Origin of the sequence: Frigoribacterium sp. PhB116, from assembly GCF_004364285.1 — a bacterium.
GTDB lineage: Bacteria > Actinomycetota > Actinomycetes > Actinomycetales > Microbacteriaceae > Frigoribacterium.
Window position 1 is genome coordinate 716,862 of record NZ_SOBE01000001.1, and the last position, 16,614, is coordinate 733,475.

A 16,614-nucleotide genomic window follows, 5' to 3' on the forward strand; every position below is an offset into this window, starting at 1 on the left:
CGACGACGAGCCTAGCGACAGCGGCCGTCGGTGACGGAGCCCTGCGGCTGCCGGCGCCCCGGCATCAGCTGCAGCTGCCCTTCGCGGCCAGGCCGGAGGAGGTGAGGGGCAGCCCGTCCGACCGGAGGCCGAGCTGCGCCCGGCCCGGCTCGACGTCGACCGACGTGAGCACCACGCCCGGGGGCAGCTGCTCGGCAACGCAGACGCGCTGGGCGAAGTCGCCGAGGAACGGCGTCAGGTCGAGCGACAGGGAGGTGTCGGGCAGCGACGCCCGCGTCGGGGTGAAGTCGAGGGCACGGCCGTCGTCGGCGATCGCGGGCGTGGCCGTCACGTCGACGGGCACCGGCCCGAGCAGGGGCACGTCGAAGCTGCGGGCGTAGGTCATCTCGCCGTCGCCGAGCGTCACGGTCGCGCCGGCGGACGAGACGCCCTCGAGCGAGCTCACCGTCGCGGAGTCGGCCGAGAGCGTGCCCGTGACCGCGCCGGAGGTGCCCTCGAGATCGGTGGGGACGTCGCTGACGTCGAACCGGAACGAGACGGGGTCGCCCGCCGAGCCCGAGGAGAGCGTCACGTCGTCGAGCGAGCCGTGCACGATCTGCCAGAGCACGGAGGTGCCGTGGACGTCGACGGCCACGTCGTCGAGGCCGGTCGCGGTCGAGATCTCGGCTGCGGCGCGCTGCTCGACCAGGCCGCGGGTCACGACGTCGGCGACGACCGCGAGGATCGCGAGCACCACCAGGACGCCGACCAGCACGAACAGACCGGCGGCGGCGCCCCGGGCACGGCGGCGCGGGACGGCCCGCTCGGCGAAGAAGTCGTCGACGTCGCTCATGCCCTCGTCACATCCGATCGGGAGCGGAGACTCCCAGGAGGCCGAGGCCGTTGCGGATGACCTGCCCGGCCGCGTCGTTGAGCCAGAGGCGCGTGCGGTGCAGGTCGGTCACCTCCTCGTCGCCGAGCGGAGTCACCCGGCAGCTGTCGTACCAGCGGTGGTACGAGCCTGCCAGTTCTTCGACGTAGCGAGCCACCCGGTGCGGCTCGCGGAGCTCGGCGGCCTGGACGACGACGCGCGGCAGCTCGGCCAGGGCGCCGAGGAGGGCGCTCTCGGTCTCGTGGACGAGCAGGGAGGCGTCGAACGCGTCGCGCGTCACGCCGGCGGCCTCGGCGTTGCGCGCCACGGACCGCGTGCGGGCATGCGCGTACTGGACGTAGAAGACGGGGTTGTCGTTGGTGCGCCGCGTCCAGAGGTCCAGGTCGATGTCGATCGAGCTGTTCACCGGGCTGCGCACCAGCGAGTAGCGGCCGGCGTCGATGCCGACGGCGTCGACGAGGTCCTCCATCGTGACGACCGTCCCGGCGCGCTTCGACATGCGCATCGGCTCGCCGTCGCGGAGCAGGTTGACCATCTGGCCGATGAGGATCTCGAGGGCGACGCCCGGCTCGTCGCCGAACGCGGCGCACATCGCCATCATGCGGCCGACGTAGCCGTGGTGATCCGCGCCGAGCATGATCAGGTTGCGCTCGAAGCCGCGCTCGCGCTTGTCGAGGTAGTAGGCGAGGTCGCCCGCGATGTACGCCGCCTCGCCGTCCGTCTTGATGACGACCCGGTCGCGGTCGTCGCCGAACTCGCTGGTGCGCAGCCAGGTGGCGCCCTCGGCCTCGTAGATGTGCCCGAGCTCGCGGAGACGGGAGACGGCGCGCTCGACGGCCTTCGACTCATGCAGCTCGTTCTCGTGGAAGTAGACGTCGAAGTCGACGCCGAAGTCGTGCAGCGACTGCTTGATGTCGGCGAACATGAAGTCGACCCCGGCGGCCCGGAAGGCCTCCTGTGCCTCGTCGCGCGGCAGCGCGAGCACGTCGACGTCGGTCGCCGCGAGCACGCGGTCGGCGATGTCGGAGATGTACTGACCGCCGTAGCCGTCCTCCGGGGTCGGCTCGCCGAGCGCCCGGGCGACCAAGCTGCGCGCGAAGCGGTCGATCTGCCCGCCGTGGTCGTTGAAGTAGTACTCGCGGGTGACGAGCGCGCCCTGCGCCTCGAAGACGCGGGCGAGGCTGTCGCCCACGGCCGCCCAGCGGACGCCGCCCATGTGGATCGGCCCGGTCGGGTTCGCCGAGACGAACTCGAGGTCGATGGTGACGCCGTCGTAGTAGGTGCCGCGGCCGAACTCGGCGCCCTGCTCGACGATCGTCCGCGCGAGCAGGCCCGCGGCGGCCGCGTCGAGCCGCACGTTGACGAAGCCGGGGCCGGCGACGTCGACGTCGGACACGCCGTCGACCTCGGCCAGCTCGGCCGCGATCTCGGTCGCGAGGTCGCGCGGCGAGGCGCCGACCCGCTTGGCGAACTTCATCGCCACGTTGGTGGTCCAGTCGCCGTGGTCGCGGTTGCGGGGCCGCTCGAGCACGACGTCGGCGGGCGTCACGACGACGTCGGCGGGAACGCCTCGACGCTGGAGCACCCCGTCGACGACGGCGAGCAGGGACGTGGAGAGTTCGGCGGGAGTCACGGTCGTCGATCTTACCGGCTGGGCGCGGGGCGACCGGCGGATCGGTCGACCACCGGCCGAGCCGCGGTCGTCGGGACGGTGCGCGGGACGCGGCGGTCAGGCGGCGCGGAACACCTCGGCGGCCTGGGCCGCCAGCAGGGACAGGAGGAGCGGCAGCTGCGTCCGGTCGGCGCCGCGGTCTTCCGGGTGCCACTGCACGCCCGTGATCGGCGCGGTCTGGTGCTCCACGGCCTCGACCCCGCCGTCGGCGGTGCGGGCGACGACTTCCAGGCCCTCGCCGACACGGTCGACGGCCTGGTGGTGCGCGCTGCGGACACGGGCCGTGGTGCTGCCGAACGCCGCCGCGACGCGGCTGCCAGGGGCGAGCTCGACGTCGTGGTCGACCATGAGGCTCTCGACCGCTCCGGAGCCCCGGTGGGCGCCGTCGGCGTCGTCGAGGTGCGGCACGAGCGTGCCGCCGAGCGCCACGTCGATCACCTGGTGCCCGCGGCAGATGCCGAGCAGGGGGGTGGACCGCACGAGTGCACGACGCACGAGGGCGATCTGGCCGGCGTCCGCCTCCTCGTCGTGACGGCCCTCGCCCTCGTAGCCGCGGCGTCCGCCCCAGGTGACCGGATCGAGGTCCTCTCCTCCGGCGATCACGATCGCGGAGGCACCGTCGGTGACGCGGAGGAGCTCGGCGGCGCCGAGGTCGCCCGCTGCGAGACGCCGGGCGTCCCAGCCGAGCGCGATCGCGTCCTCGACGATCCGCTCGTTCAGCGTCTGGACGTACGCGTGGTACCGCGGAGCGTGGGGCCGGTGCGCCGTCACCTCGACCACGGCCAGCATCGGGCGCGCGGCGACGACGGCAGCGGACCCGGGGCGGACGAGGGAGGAGGTCATGGCTCCATGCTCGTCGGCGGCCGCGGCCCTGGCCAGCTGTGTGTCGCGGCGTTACGGCTCCGGCGTCGGCCCGACAGCAGAACCGGTCGCTGCCTCAGGGCCAGAGGGAGGCGCGGCGCCAGTCGTCGCCGACCCTGTCGTACCGCACGCGCACCTGGTCGCGGCCCGTCATGGCCTGCCAGAACTCGACCGACACCGGAAGGACTCGGTACGCGGTCCAGTCGTCGGGCACGAGGTCGTCGTCGGCCTCCACCTCGGCGCGGGCACGGTCGAGCGCCTCGTCGGCCGCCCGCACGTCGTCCACCTCCGTGCTCTGCGGCACGGCGACGGCGACGGCACGCGAGTCGGGGTGCCGGTGGCGGAAGTCCTGCTCCGCCACGTCCCGCGGGCCGGCGACCGCCGAGCCGGTGACGCGGACCTGCTGCCCCTGCGCCGCCCAGAAGAAGGTGAGCGCGACGCGCTCGTCCTCGGCGATCTGTCGGCCCTTCGGGCTCAGCGCCGACGAGGTGAACCAGAAGGCGTCGTCGACGTCCTTGAGCAGGAGCGTGCGGGCGGTGGGCCCCGAAGCCGTCGAGGCCGTCGACAACGTGAACGCGTGCGGCTGGACGACACCGGCGGCGACGGCGGCGTCGAGCCACTCGAGGAACAGCGAGACCGGGTCGGCAGGCGTCGACGAGACATCGAGTTCGCGGACGTCGGGGCTCGGCGACGCCGCCCCTCTCACTCGGTCGCGGAACGAGGACGAGGACGAGGACGAGGAGGCGCCGGGCGCGGAGTCGGGAGGAGTCACAGGACCAGCCTGCTCCCGTCCGGTCGCCGCGTCCGTCGACCACGTCCGTGACCGCGTGCAATCGCTGCTAGCCTTGTCGACGTCCCTGGCCCCCATAGCTCAGGGGATAGAGCACTGCCCTCCGGAGGCAGGGGCGAAGGTTCGAATCCTTCTGGGGGCACACGCACCACCTCGGCCGACCGGCCGGCAACGACGAAGGCCCCGCTGATGCGGGGCCTTCGTCGTGCTGGTGGGCGGTCGGCCCCCGGCTCCGTTGCCGGCGGTCGACTCCTCGTCGCGGCTCAGCTGTACGTCAGCGCGATGACGGCGACGTCGAGCGTCCGGTACGCGCCCTCGGCACGGGTCGCCGAGCGAACGCGACCACGGAGGACCTCGAAGCGCCCCTCGGTCTCGTGCACGAAGCCGATCACGCCGGCGGTGGGGGTGGACACCCGGTGGAAGCCGTCGCCCAGGGGCACGACCTCCGCTCGAGACGTCCTCTCAAGAACAGCACCCATGATGTCCTCCTCAGGTCAGACGGCCTCGGGTCAGGCCGGTCTCCGGAGAGTACCCCGCGACGCCGCCGCGAAGCCCCGTGAACGGGGTACAGCCGGCAACGACCCCTCCTCGCCACTCCAGGACCGCCCGCTCACCACCCGTCGGCGGAACGGGTGTCGCAGGGGTACGACGTCAGGTGGGCGGCGGCTCCACGAGCGGCCCGTCGCGACGGGGCCGGCGCGCGGTGGCCGTGACGCCGACGCTCGCGGCCGTCACGAGGGCGAGGGCCACGAGCTCGCGCGCCCCCAGGGCCTGGCCGAGCACGACGAGGCCCGCGAGCGCGGCCGTCGCGGGGCCCAGGCTCGACAGGACGCCGAACACCCGCGTCGGCAGCCGCCGCAGGGCCACCATCTCGAGCGAGTACGGCAAGGCGCTCGTGAGCACCGCGACGATGAGGAACACGAGCAGGAGGCTCGGGTCGGCCGAGACGGCCGAGGCCGCGTCCCCGACCCCCAGCGGCACCACGATCACCGCGGCGACCGTCATCGCGACGGCGAGGCCGCCGAGCGAGTCGTCGCCCCGGCCGAGGCTGGCGTTGGCGACGATGTAGCCGGCCCAGAAAGCGCCCGCCCCGAGTGCCAACAGGACGCCGAGCAGAGGGGTGGCCCCGCTCGAGTCGAGGCCGAGCACGACGACCCCCGCCAGCGCGAGGACGGCCCAGGCCGCGTCGACGAACCGGCGGGTCTGCACGAGGGCGACGGTGAGCGGGCCGAGGAACTCGAGCGTCACCGCGACGCCGAGGGGCACCACGTCGATGGCCAGGTAGATGAGCAGGTTCATCCCGGCGAGGGCAGCGCCGAGCAGGACGACGCCGAGCCAGGTGCGGCGCGGCCAGCCGCCGACGCGCGGCCGGAACACGAGCAGCAGGACGAGGGCGCCGAAGCCCAGGCGGAGCGCCGCCGCGCCGAGCGGGCCGAGGGCGTCGAAGTGGGTGCGGGCCAGGGCGGCGCCGAACTGGACCGACACGATGGCCGCGACGGCGAGCAGCGGGGCGGGCACGCGCTCGAGGGCGGCGGGGCGGGTCACGGTCGGCAGGTCTCCGGGGTCGTCGGGGCGGGACGAGTCTAGGGCGGCAGGACCACGCGGCCCGGCCACAGTACGATCGAGGGGTGTCCGACGCCCTCACCGTGATCTCCCCCGTCGTGGAGCTCTTCGGCTGGTTCGGGTTCATCGTGGGCACGCCTTTCCTGCTTGCCGGCACCGTCATGCGCTCGCGCTCTCGTCGGTGGGAAGAGACGGTCGCCGTCGTCATCCCCGCGCCCGACTGGGCGCACGCGGCCACCGCGAGGTGGATGGACTCCTCGGGCGAGCTGCACGAGACGGAGTTCGACGACCACCCCGTCGACACCCCGGTCGAGACGGAGCTGGCGGTGCACTACGACCCGTGGCGGCCCACCCGGCCCCGGCTCGACCCGCCGCACGAGGACGGCAAGGCCCTACGAACGGTGGGGTGGATCCTGATCGGCGTCGGAGCCCTCTGCGCCGTCGCCTCGATCGTCCTGCTCTTCGTCGGCTGAGCTCCCGTTCCGCCGAGCTCCCTCCCCAGGTCGGGCACGGATGCCCTCCCTCACCCTGAGCACCCCGCCCGGCCCCCGTCAGCGGGCCCGTGGCTAGACTCCAGCCACCGGGACGAGGGGAGAACCGTGACCGTCAGCGCGAAGGGTCGACGAGACCGACGAGGGGTGCGCGGGGCCGTCACCGCCGGCGTGGCCGCACTGCTCGCCGTGGGGGCGATCGGCCTCGGCGCGACGCCGGCCGCGGCGTCGTCGCCCGTCGACCTCGACGGCGCCTACGTGCTCGACGACGCGGGCGTCCTCTCGACGGCCGAGGTCTCGCAGGTCACCGACAGCCTCGACCAGCTCTCGGCGGATGCCGGCATCGACCTCTTCGTCGTCTACGTCGACTCCTTCGAGTCCCCCGCCGACAGTGCGGCCTGGGGCGTCGCCACCGCGGAGCGCAACCAGCTCGGCACGGACGACGTCCTCCTCAGCGTCGCGGTCGACGACCGGGTCTACGACCTCTCCGTCTCCTCGAGCTCGACGATCACCACCGGCCAGCAGGAGTCCCTCCAGTCGGACGTCCTCGAGCCCGAGCTGCGGGACTCGGACTGGGCAGGGGCGGCCGTGGCCCTCGCGGACGGCATCCGGCAGGACGCCGCAGGCCCCGATCTCTCCTGGCTGCTCTGGGTGCTCGTCGCGCTCGTCGTCCTGGCCGCGGCCGGGGCCGTCGTGTTCGCCGTGGTCCGCTCCCGTGCCCGCCGCCGGGCCTTCCGGTCGGCCGAGGAGGCGCAGGCTCAGCTCGACCGGCGCGCGGCCGCCCTGCTCGTCGCCCTCGACGACGAGCTGACCGCCGGCGCGCAGGAGGTCGGCTTCGCCGCGGCGCAGTTCGGCGACGACGCCGTCGCGCCGTTCGCCGCCGCGCTGACCGGAGCGAGGGAACAGGCCCGGGAAGCGTTCGAGCTGCAGCAGCGGCTGGACGACTCCGTGCCCGACTCGCCCGAGCAGCGTCGCGAGTGGACCGAGCGCATCGTCCAGCTCTGCGACGGGGCGGGCCGGTCGCTCGACGAGCAGTCGGCGGCCTTCGACGCCCTCCGCGCCGACGAAGAACGTGCGCCGCGCGACGCCGCCGCCCTGCCGGGCGAGGTCGCGAGCCGACGTGAGACGGTGCAGCGGGCCCGGTCGCTCGTGACGCAGCTGCAGCAGACGTACTCGGCCCGGGCCGTGGCCACGGTCGCCGACGCGCCCGACCAGGCCGACCGGCTCCTCGAGTTCGCCGAGGAGTCGGCCGCGACGGCCACCGCGGCGATCGACCGAGGCGACACGGGCGAGGCCGTGGGGGCCGTTCGTGCCGCGCGCCAGTCGCTCGGCCAGGTCGACCAGCTCGTCGGCTCGGTCGACAAGGCGGCGGAGTCCCTGCGCACCGCGGGCACGACGATCGCCGCGCTCTCGGCCGACCTGCGTCGCGACATCGCGGCTGCGGAGGGCCTGCCCGCCGACCGTGTCCCTGAGGGCGTCGACGTGGTGGGCTCGGTGGCCGCGGCCCGTGCGGCCGTCGCGCTCGGCGAGACGCAGACCGACGACCCGCTCGCCGTGCTCTCGGGCCTCGATGCCGCCAACGTGCGCATCGACGCTGCCCTCGTGGCGCTGCGCGACGCCGCCGAGAAGGACCGCAGGGCCCAGGCCGCGCTCGACCAGGCGCTCCTCACGGCGCGGAGCCAGATCAGCGCCGCCCGCGACTTCATCGAGACCCGGCGTGGCGCGGTCGGCCCTCAGCCCCGCACCCGGTTGTCCGAGGCCGAGCGGCACCTCGCGACCTCCGTCTCGCTCGCGACCTCCGACCGCGACCGCGCCCTCGGCGAGGCGCACCTCGCGGTGCAGCTGGCCGGCACGGCCGCGTCGGAGGCACAGGCCGAGGTCTCGTCGTACCAGCAGGGCGTGCCGTTCGGCGGGGGCGGCGGACGCGGCGGCGGGGCCGACCTGAGCGGGATCGTGACGGGCATCGTCCTCGGCGGACTGCTCGGCGGGGGCGGCGGCGGGCGAGGCGGAGGCTTCGGCAGCGGCGGCCTCGGGGGTCTGGGCGGCTTCGGCGGCCGCAGCGGCGGGGGCGGCGGCTTCGGAGGAGGCGGGGGCTTCGGAGGAGGCGGCGGCGGCGGACGTCGCTCCGGCGGCGGACGGTTCTGACCGAGACCCGACCTCTGCCCCGCGCGGACACGACCACCAGCACGACCACGACCACGACCACGACCACGACCAGACTCCCCGGCGGGCGCCGCCCGGCGGGATCGACGCACCACCCACGAGAGGACACCACCATGGCGAAGCAGTCCATCTTCGGCCGGATCGCGCAGCTGACCCGGGCCAACATCAACGCCCTGCTCGACCAGGCGGAGGACCCTGCCCTGATGCTCGACCAGATGGTGCGCGACTACACGAACAGCATCGCCGAGGCCGAGTCCGCCGTGGCGCAGACGATCGGCAACCTGCGCCTGCTCGAGCAGGACCACGCGGAGGACGTCGCGGCGGCCGCCGACTGGGAGCGGAAGGCCCTCGCCGCCAGCAACAAGGCGGACCAGCTCCGCACCTCCGGCAACGCCGCCGACGCCGACAAGTTCGACGCGCTCGCCAAGGTCGCCCTCGGCAAGCAGATCTCGTCCGAGAAGGAGGCGAAGGACGCCGAACCGACGATCGCCTCCCAGACAGTCGTCGTCGACAAGCTGAAGGCGGGGCTCACCGGGATGCGGTCGAAGCTCGACCAGCTCGACTCGAAGCGCAACGAGCTGATCGCCCGCTCGAAGACCGCGGCGGCCCAGTCACAGGTCGCCGACGCCCTCGGCAGCATGGACGTCCTCGACCCCACGAGCGAGATCGGCCGCTTCGAGGACAAGGTCCGACGCGAGGAGGCCAAGGTGCTCGGCCAGCAGGAGCTCGCCGCGTCCAGCCTCGACGCGCAGTTCGAGGGCCTCGAGGACCTCGACCAGCAGACCGAGGTCGACGCTCGCCTCGCCGCCCTGAAGCTGGGCGCCCTCGACGCGTGACCACCGCCTCCGGCTCCCTCGCCCCGCCTCCCGCCGTGCACCGGCCGGGCGGCGGGACGTCGCGCGTCGTCGCCGTGGACGTCGCGCGGGGGCTGGCGGTGCTCGGCATGTTCGCCGCGCACATGTGGCCGAGGGCCGAGCTCGACGAACGTGTCTTCGACGGCCGATCGGCGATCCTGTTCGCCACCCTCGCCGGCATCTCGCTGGGGTTGTCGTCGGGCGGTGCGCGTCCCGTCGCCCCGGGAGGACGTGCTCGAGTCGTCGGCTCCGTGCTGATCCGGGCCGCCGTGCTCGTGCTGCTCGGCCTCGTGCTGCAGGCCTGGAACGAGTACGTGCTCGTGATCCTGCCGTACTACGGCGTGATGTTCGCGCTGCTCGCCGTCGTCCTCTTCGCACCGCGACCGGTGTTGCTCGGGCTGGCCGCGGTCGTGACCGTCGTCGCGCCGTGGCTCGCCGACCAGGTGCCCGTGACGAACCTCGGCAGCCCGCTCGCGGGCGGGCTCGTGGGCCTCGCCCAGGATGCCCTGCTCGTCGGCTCCTACCCGGCGCTCGTCTGGCTGCCGTTCCTGCTCGTCGGGCTCGTCGCCGCCCGGAGCGACCTCCGGCGGCTGCGCACGGCCGTCGTCCTGTCCGTCGGGGGGACCGTCGCGGCGGTCGTCGGCTACGGGTCCCGGTGGCTGCCGGGCGCCTCCTCGTGGCCGGCCCTCGACCCGGCCGCGCACGAGGGAGCGCCGGCGGAGATCGTCGGCTCGGGCGGCACGGCGCTGGCCGTCGTCGGCCTGCTGCTGCTCGCCACCCGACCGGCCTGGGCGGCAGGGCGCGCACTCGCCATCGGCCTGTCGCCGGTCGCGGCCGTCGGCAGCCAGCCGCTCACCATCTACTCGGCGCACCTCGTGCTGACGGCTCCCCTCTTCACCCTCTACCGCCTCGACGGCGGACGGTACGGCCTGCCCCTCGGCTGGTTGGTCGCGGCCGTCGTCCTCACGATCGCCTGGGCCGTCCTCTGGCGCCGGTTCGTCGGCCGCGGTCCGCTCGAGCGGGTCGTGGCCCGGGTGAGCAGGCCCTGGGGATGAGCGCGACCCGGCGCTCGGCGGACCGCGCTGTGCCAGACTCACGCGCATGAGGTTCGTCGTGGTCCCCCAGTGGCAGGGTTCTCCGTCGTCGAGGGCGATGCGGCTCGCCGAGGGCGCGTACGCCGTGCTCGGCGACCTGCCCGCGAAGTCGACCGCCCTGGTCGAGGTGCCGGTCGGCGCGGGCGACTCGCTCGGCACCCGCGTGCACAGGTTCTCGTCGGTCGTGGCCGTGGCCGCGTCGCTCCGCCGCGAGCTCGAGGCCGACGCCTCGCCCGCCCTCGTCGTGGGCGGCGACTGCGGCGTCGAGTACGCCGCTGTGCAGCACGCCCTCGGCCCCGACACCGCCGTCGTCTGGTTCGACGCCCACCCCGACCTGCACAGCCCGCGCACCAGCGAGAGCGGTGCCTTCAGCGGGATGGTCCTCCGGGCCCTCACCGGCGACGGCACGGACGAGCTCGGCGCCCTCGAGGCCGGCCCCGGCGCGAGGCGTCTGGAGCCGGGGCGGGTCGTCCTCGCGGGCAGCCGCACCTACGACGACGCCGAGGACACCTGGGTCGAGAGCCGCCGCGTGCGCACCGTGTCGTCGCTCGACCTCACCCCGGAGGAGGTGGTCGAGGCGGTCGCCGCGACCGGTGCCACCGAGGTGTATGTGCACGTCGACCTCGACGTGCTCGACCCCGGCACCCTCGACGGGCTGCTCGAGCCGGTCCCCTTCGGCCTCGACCCGGCCGTCCTGATCGCGACGATCACCGCGCTCAAGGAGCGCTTCACCCTCGTCGGGGCAGGCCTGTGCTCGTTCGCCCCCGTCGACGCGGCCGCCGCGGCCGACGACATGGGCACGATCCTCCGCGTCGTCGGGGCGCTGGCCCGGTGAACGACGGCCCGATGAACGACGGCGCGGCTGACGACGGCGCGATGAGCGACCACCGGCCCCGCGTCTCCGTCGAGCGCGACGGACACGTGCTCGTCATCGGCCTCGACCGCCCCGAGAAGCGGAACGCGGCCGACCTCCGGATGCTCCGCGAGCTCTCGCTCGCCTACGGCCTGCTCGACCGCGATCCCGACCTGCGGGTCGGCCTGCTCGTCGGCCAGGGCGAGCACTTCACGGCGGGCCTCGACCTCGGCGACGTCGCGCCCGCCGTCGGCGAGGACGGGCTCGACCTCGTCCCCGAGGGCGGGCTGCACCCCTGGCAGGTCGAGGGGCGACAGCTCACGAAGCCCGTCGTCGCCGCCGTGCAGGGCACCTGCCTCACGCTCGGGGTCGAGCTCGCCCTCGCGAGCGACGTCGTCGTGGCCGAGGTCGGCACCCGCTTCGGGCAGGTCGAGGTGAGCCGCGCGATCCTGCCGTTCGGCGGGGCCACGATCCGGCTCCCCCGCCGGGTCGGCTGGGGCGACGCGATGCGCTGGATGCTCACCGGCGACCTGTTCGACGCCGAGGAGGCGCGGCGCATCGGGCTCGTGCAGGAGGTCGTCCCCGAGGGCGAGGCCCGCACCCGCGGCCTCGAGCTCGCGCGCCGCATCGCCGCCCAGGCCCCGCTGGCCGTGCAGGCGACGCTGGCGAACGCCCGGCTCGCGGTGCGCGAGGGCGACGCCGCCGCGGAGGCGCGGCTGCAGCCGGAGCTCGTGCGGCTCATGCAGTCCGGAGACGCGCGTCGAGGCATGGAGGCGTTCCTCTCGAGGACGACCGCGGAGTACGAGGGCGACTGACGCCTCCTCGGGTCGCCCTCCTCGGCACGGACGACGACGGGCCCGGACGTTGCGGGCCCCGGGCACACGCAGGAGCCCGCCTCCCCCTGGGGGGAGACGGGCTCGAGAACGAGGCGGATCGACCTACTTGAAGACGTCCTTGACGTCTTCGCCGACCTTCTTGGCGGACGCGCCGGCCTGGTCCTTCTGACCTTCGGCCTTGAGGCTGTCGTCGCCCTTGCGGTCTCCGATGGCCTCCTTCGCCTTGCCGGCGATGTCCTGAGCGGCGTTCTTGATCTTGTCGTCGAGTCCCATGGTGACCTCCTCGCTAACGGCGCTGTCTGCGCCTTTTCCAGCACCGTACGCCCTGGGGCCCGCGACGTCCTCCCCGGTCACCCAGTACTCAGAATCCGTACAGCCGTCGTTCATGCGGCTGCGGTGCGCTCCCCCGGCACTCGACAGGCCACCGGGACTACCGTCTGAGCCATGACGACTTATGACCTCATCGTGATCGGAGCCGGCGCGGTCGGCGAGAACGTGGCGGACTACGCCACCCGCAGCGGGCTGGAGGTGGCCCTCGTCGAGGCCGAGCTGATCGGCGGCGAGTGCTCGTACTGGGCCTGCATGCCGTCGAAGGCGCTGCTGCGCTCCATCTCGGTGATCCGGGCCGCGAAGTCCGTGGGCGGGGCCGCCCAGGCCGTGACCGGCGACGTCGACGTCGCGGCGGTGTTGCGTCGCCGCGACTCGTTCACGAGCGGCTGGGACGACTCGGGGCAGGCCGACTGGGTCGAGGGCGCGGGCATCGCCTTGCTCCGCGGCCACGCGACCATCACCGGCGTGAAGGAGGTGACGGTCGACGGGACCGTGCACACCGCCCGTCACGCCGTGGTCGCGGCCACCGGCTCCACCGCCCTGCTGCCCGACGTCCCCGGCCTGGCCGAGGCGCGTCCGTGGACGAGCCGCGAGGCGACCAGCGCGCAGACCGTGCCCCAGAGCCTCGTCATCGTCGGAGGCGGCGTCGTCGCCCTCGAGATGGCCACCGCCTACCAGGGCCTCGGCTCGACCGTGACGGTCATCGCCCGCAGTGGCCTGCTGGGCGGCCAGGAGCCCTTCGCCGGCGAGCTGGTCGGCAAGACGCTGAAGGAGCGCGGCGTCGACGTGCGCGTCGGCTCGTCCCCTGCCTCCGTGCTGCGCACCGAGCACGACACGGTCGAGGTCACCCTCGACGACGGCAGCGTCGTGATCGCCGACGAGATCCTCGTCGCGACGGGCCGTGTGCCGCGCACCTCCGACCTCGGCCTCGAGAACGTCGGCATCGAGCCCGGCGACTGGCTGCAGGTCGACGACACGCTGCTCGTGCACGGCACCGACTGGCTCTACGGCGTCGGCGACGTGAACCACCGCGCGCTGCTCACGCACCAGGGCAAGTACCAGGCCCGGGCCGCCGGCGAGGTCATCGCCGCCCGAGCCCTCGGCCGTGAGCTGCAGACCGAGCCGTGGGGTGCCCACGTCGCGACCGCGGACGACGCCGCCGTGCCCCAGGTGACGTTCACCGACCCCGAGGTCGCGAGCGTCGGCCTCACCGCGGACGCCGCCGAGAAGCGGGGCATCGACGTGAAGGTCGTCGACTACGACCTCGCCGGCGTGGCCGGGTCGGCCCTGCACTCGGACGACTACGAGGGGCACGCCCGGATCGTCGTGGACGAGAGCCGCAAGGTCATCGTCGGCGCGACGTTCGTCGGGCCCGACGTCGCCGAGCTGCTCCAGGCCGCCACGATCGCCGTGGTCGGCGAGGTGCCGATCGACCGCCTGTGGCACGCCGTCCCGGCGTACCCGACGGTGAGCGAGATCTGGCTGCGCCTGCTCGACGCCTACGGGCGTCCGTGAGAAACCCCCTCCTCGACTCGCCGGTCTCGCGCCTCGGCTGCGCGTGGGCGACCGCCGTCGGGCTCGCGATCGGCGTGCCGCTGAGCGTCGGCCGGGTGCGCGTCGTCGGCGACCTGATCGTCTGCCGGGGCCTCCCCCGGTGGGCGTTCAAGCGGGGCGGCACCTGCGTCGGTCGGGTCTACCTGACCCGCGACAACGACGGCCCCCGCGTGCTGCAGCACGAGGCCGTCCACGTGAGGCAGTGGCAGAAGTACGGCATGCTGATGCCGTTCCTGTACTTCCTGGCCGGCAGCGACCCGCTGACGAACAGGTTCGAGATCGAGGCAGGCCTCGAGGAAGGCGGCTATCGATGACCCGCACCGTGATCATCACCGGAGCCAGCAGCGGCATCGGCCGGGAGGCAGCGATCGAGCTCGCGGCGGGAGGCGCCCAGGTGGCCGTGGTCGGCCGCAACGCCGAGCGCACCCGCGCCGTCGCCGACCAGGTCGGCGGCCGGGCGTTCCTGTCCGACTACGACCGGCTCGACGACGTGCGCCGCCTCGCGGACGAGCTTCTCGACGCGTACCCGCGCATCGACGTGCTGGCCAACAACGCGGGCGGCCTCGTCAGCGAGCGAGGCCTCAGCCACGACGGGCACGAGCGCATCCTGCAGTCGAACCACCTGGCGCCGTTCCTGCTGACGCGCCTCCTGCTGCCCCGCCTGCTCGAGAGCTCGGGCCGGGTCGTCTCGACGGCCAGCGTGGCCAACCTGTTCGGCAGCGTCCGGCTCGACGACCTGAACTGGGCGAAGCGGCCCTGGCTCGGCGGCTGGCGCCAGTACGGCACGAGCAAGATCGAGACGATCCTGTTCGTCCGCGAGCTCGCCCGGCGCACCGGCCTCGAGGCGTTCTCGTTCCACCCCGGCATCGTCAAGACGTCGTTCGGCTCGTCGTCGCCGATGTGGCGGATGGCGAACGTGCTCTCGAACGGCAACTACGGCATCTCGGCGCACGCGGGCGCCGTCCCGCTGATCCAGCTGTCGGGCCCGAGCTCGGTCAGCGTCGAGAACGGCACCTACTTCGACCAGCTGAAGCCGCACGGCCGCCTGCACCGGCACGCGCAGGACGACCTGCTGGCCGAGGCGCTCTGGGACCGGACGAGCGAGATCGTCGGGGTCGACCCCCAGGTCTGAGCGGCGCGGCCCGAGGCGGGCATCCACGCCGCCCCGGGTCACATCTCGGCGCGGCCCAGCCGCCAGTAGCCCATGAAGGCGACCTGGCGGCGGTCGACGCCGACCTCGCTCACGAGGAACCGTCGCAGCGCCTTGATCGCGCCCGCCTCGCCTGCCAGCCAGGCGTAGAGCTCTCCCTGCAGGGCGGCGCCGTGCTGCGCCTCGCCCTGCGGGACGTCCCAGAGGACGTCGTGCTCGATGTCGACCTCCTCCAGGTCGAAGCCGCGGTGCCAGGCGGTCACGTAGCGGGCCGTCCAAGCCCGGACGGCGGTCTGCAGCGGAGCACCGTAAGCGGCGTCGGGGGCGTCGGCGGCCGGTGCCCCGCTGCCGGCCCGCGGCAGCCAGTGCACGGTCACGCCGGCCGGCGCCACCAGCGGCAGCACGTCGTCCGAGGTCGGCACCTCGAGGAACACGCAGCCCCGAGCGTCGGCCGGCAACGACTCGACGATGGACGAGATGGCGGGCACGGCGGTCTCGTCGCCGGCGATCATCACGGTGGAGGCACGGCCGGGCGCCCATTCGACGCCGCTGCCTGTGACCCCGCTCGTCGCGTCGGGCCCGATCAGCATCGCCTCGTCGCCGACGCGGGTACGGGCCAGCCAGGACGCCGCGGCACCCTGGTCGCCGTGGCTGACGAAGTCGACGTCGACCTCGCGGAGCTGCGGCCGGACGGCGCGTGCCGTGTAGGTGCGGAAGGCGTTCTGCTCGTGCCCCGGGAGCGCCCGCCAGGAGGGCCACCAGTCGTCGGTGGGGAACGTGTCGTAGCCGGTGGCCTCGAGGGGCAGCACCAGCTTGATCCGCTGGTCGAGGCCGTCGACGCCGAAGTCGGCGAGGTCGTCGCCGGCGAAGGTCACGCGGACGAAGTGCGGGCTCAGGGCCTGCAGGGCCGCGACGCGCACCCGGTACGGGCGGTGGGCGGGCTTCGGGCGGGCCTCGGGCGGGGCCTCTGTCGTGATCGTCACGGGTCGAGCCTAAGGCATGCCTTACCTAAGTCGACGGGACCCGTCTCGACGTCGAAAGACAGGTGTCGACCACGAGCCGAGGAGGCGCGCGCTCAGACCGCGGTCGCGCCCCGGTCGGTGGACACGCTCTGGTGGTGCGAGACCATGTCGTGCAGGTCGCGACGCAGGTCCCACGCGAAGCCCTCGGGGCCCCCGACCCAGATGAGGTGCTCGGCCTCGGCCAGCGCGTCCGCGTCGACGTACATCTCGGCGAGCCACGCGCGCACGGCCCGCTCGACCGCCTCGCCGGACGCGCAGGCGAGTCCGCTGCCGGCCGCGCCCGAGCGGCGGTCGCGGGCGAGCCAAGTGACCGTGACGCGGCCCGGCGACGGCAGCTCCTCGATCTGGGCCGCGGTGTCGACCTCGACGAACACCTGGCCCCGGGCGCAGATCGGCAGGGCCGCGAGCATGGCACGGAGCGTGGGGACCGAGGAGGCGTCGCCCGCGAAGAGCACGCGGATCGCGTCGTACGGGAGGGGCGGGTCGGCGAAGTCGAGGAACATGTCCCGC

18 protein-coding genes and 1 tRNA gene are annotated in these 16,614 nt (G+C 74.0%); 10 read left to right on the forward strand and 9 right to left on the reverse strand.

Translation table 11 applies throughout. From position 1 onward, the window contains the following. Positions 1–64: 64 nt before the first annotated feature. The 4 genes from EDF20_RS03225 to EDF20_RS03240 form a co-directional block, all read right to left on the reverse strand. Entirely contained in the window at positions 65–832 is a 768-nt protein-coding gene (locus tag EDF20_RS03225; RefSeq protein WP_133737677.1) for a DUF2993 domain-containing protein, read from the reverse strand. Between the two features lie 7 nt (positions 833–839). Continuing rightward, the gene (argS, locus tag EDF20_RS03230) at positions 840–2,504 is read right to left on the reverse strand and encodes an arginine--tRNA ligase (RefSeq protein ID WP_133737678.1); all 1,665 of its coding nucleotides are present in this window, start codon (positions 2,502–2,504) and stop codon (positions 840–842) included. Positions 2,505–2,600: 96 nt separating this feature from the next. Continuing rightward, positions 2,601–3,386, reverse strand: a complete 786-nt coding sequence (locus EDF20_RS03235) for a gamma-glutamyl-gamma-aminobutyrate hydrolase family protein (protein ID WP_243833350.1) — start codon at positions 3,384–3,386, stop codon at positions 2,601–2,603. Between the two features lie 94 nt (positions 3,387–3,480). Continuing rightward, the gene (locus tag EDF20_RS03240) at positions 3,481–4,176 is read right to left on the reverse strand and encodes a pyridoxal 5'-phosphate synthase (RefSeq protein ID WP_208292568.1); all 696 of its coding nucleotides are present in this window, start codon (positions 4,174–4,176) and stop codon (positions 3,481–3,483) included. Positions 4,177–4,264: 88 nt separating this feature from the next. On the opposite strand from EDF20_RS03240, the gene EDF20_RS03245 reads away from it, so the two are divergent. Then, positions 4,265–4,336 (forward strand) — tRNA-Arg (locus EDF20_RS03245). Between the two features lie 121 nt (positions 4,337–4,457). Here EDF20_RS03245 and EDF20_RS15570 read toward each other — a convergent pair. Further along, complete coding sequence (locus tag EDF20_RS15570) at positions 4,458–4,634, reverse strand: hypothetical protein (protein ID WP_158614603.1); 177 nt, start codon at positions 4,632–4,634, stop codon at positions 4,458–4,460. Positions 4,635–4,845: 211 nt separating this feature from the next. Beyond that, a complete protein-coding gene (locus EDF20_RS03250) occupies positions 4,846–5,739 on the reverse strand; it encodes an EamA family transporter (protein WP_133737680.1) in 894 nt (297 codons plus the stop codon). An 83-nt stretch (positions 5,740–5,822) separates the two neighbouring features. On the opposite strand from EDF20_RS03250, the gene EDF20_RS03255 reads away from it, so the two are divergent. The 6 genes from EDF20_RS03255 (at position 5,823) to EDF20_RS03280 (ending at position 12,027) form a co-directional block, all read left to right on the forward strand. Beyond that, positions 5,823–6,230: a hypothetical protein gene (locus tag EDF20_RS03255; protein ID WP_123546345.1), complete on the forward strand. Its 408-nt coding sequence runs from the start codon at positions 5,823–5,825 to the stop codon at positions 6,228–6,230. 126 nt (positions 6,231–6,356) lie between these two features. Then, the gene (locus tag EDF20_RS16120; protein WP_133737681.1) at positions 6,357–8,393 is read left to right on the forward strand and encodes a TPM domain-containing protein; all 2,037 of its coding nucleotides are present in this window, start codon (positions 6,357–6,359) and stop codon (positions 8,391–8,393) included. Positions 8,394–8,524: 131 nt separating this feature from the next. Then, positions 8,525–9,247: a PspA/IM30 family protein gene (locus EDF20_RS03265; protein ID WP_133737682.1), complete on the forward strand. Its 723-nt coding sequence runs from the start codon at positions 8,525–8,527 to the stop codon at positions 9,245–9,247. Further along, positions 9,244–10,320 (forward strand): DUF418 domain-containing protein, encoded by a 1,077-nt coding sequence (locus EDF20_RS03270; RefSeq protein ID WP_133737683.1) that lies wholly within the window; start codon positions 9,244–9,246, stop codon positions 10,318–10,320. Before EDF20_RS03265 ends, EDF20_RS03270 begins: the two co-directional genes overlap by 4 nt. Before the next feature lie 46 nt (positions 10,321–10,366). Then, a complete protein-coding gene (locus tag EDF20_RS03275) occupies positions 10,367–11,194 on the forward strand; it encodes an arginase family protein (protein WP_133737684.1) in 828 nt (275 codons plus the stop codon). 41 nt (positions 11,195–11,235) lie between these two features. Then, complete coding sequence (locus tag EDF20_RS03280; protein WP_133738091.1) at positions 11,236–12,027, forward strand: crotonase/enoyl-CoA hydratase family protein; 792 nt, start codon at positions 11,236–11,238, stop codon at positions 12,025–12,027. A 123-nt stretch (positions 12,028–12,150) separates the two neighbouring features. Here EDF20_RS03280 and EDF20_RS03285 read toward each other — a convergent pair whose 3' ends face one another. Then, the gene (locus EDF20_RS03285; RefSeq protein ID WP_123546355.1) at positions 12,151–12,321 is read right to left on the reverse strand and encodes a CsbD family protein; all 171 of its coding nucleotides are present in this window, start codon (positions 12,319–12,321) and stop codon (positions 12,151–12,153) included. Positions 12,322–12,492: 171 nt separating this feature from the next. Here EDF20_RS03285 and EDF20_RS03290 point away from each other — a divergent pair, with 171 nt between their 5' ends. Genes EDF20_RS03290 through EDF20_RS03300 form a run of 3 tightly spaced genes read left to right on the forward strand, consistent with a single transcriptional unit; the run spans position 12,493 to position 15,064 of the window. After that, the gene (locus tag EDF20_RS03290) at positions 12,493–13,893 is read left to right on the forward strand and encodes an NAD(P)/FAD-dependent oxidoreductase (RefSeq protein WP_133737685.1); all 1,401 of its coding nucleotides are present in this window, start codon (positions 12,493–12,495) and stop codon (positions 13,891–13,893) included. Next, positions 13,890–14,246 carry a Fe-S oxidoreductase gene (locus EDF20_RS03295; protein ID WP_192169191.1) on the forward strand — a complete coding sequence of 119 codons (357 nt, stop codon included), beginning with the start codon at positions 13,890–13,892 and terminating at the stop codon, positions 14,244–14,246. The genes EDF20_RS03290 and EDF20_RS03295 overlap by 4 nt, the downstream gene beginning before the upstream one ends. Then, positions 14,243–15,064: an SDR family NAD(P)-dependent oxidoreductase gene (locus EDF20_RS03300; RefSeq protein WP_133737686.1), complete on the forward strand. Its 822-nt coding sequence runs from the start codon at positions 14,243–14,245 to the stop codon at positions 15,062–15,064. Before EDF20_RS03295 ends, EDF20_RS03300 begins: the two co-directional genes overlap by 4 nt. A 38-nt stretch (positions 15,065–15,102) precedes the next feature. On the opposite strand, the gene EDF20_RS03305 is transcribed toward EDF20_RS03300, so the two are convergent. Together EDF20_RS03305 and EDF20_RS15575 are read right to left on the reverse strand one after the other, a co-directional pair. Further along, a complete protein-coding gene (locus tag EDF20_RS03305) occupies positions 15,103–16,065 on the reverse strand; it encodes a siderophore-interacting protein (protein ID WP_243833351.1) in 963 nt (320 codons plus the stop codon). 92 nt (positions 16,066–16,157) lie between these two features. Further along, positions 16,158–16,607 carry an SIP domain-containing protein gene (locus tag EDF20_RS15575; RefSeq protein ID WP_166644746.1) on the reverse strand — a complete coding sequence of 150 codons (450 nt, stop codon included), beginning with the start codon at positions 16,605–16,607 and terminating at the stop codon, positions 16,158–16,160. Between the last annotated feature and the right edge of the window lie 7 nt (positions 16,608–16,614).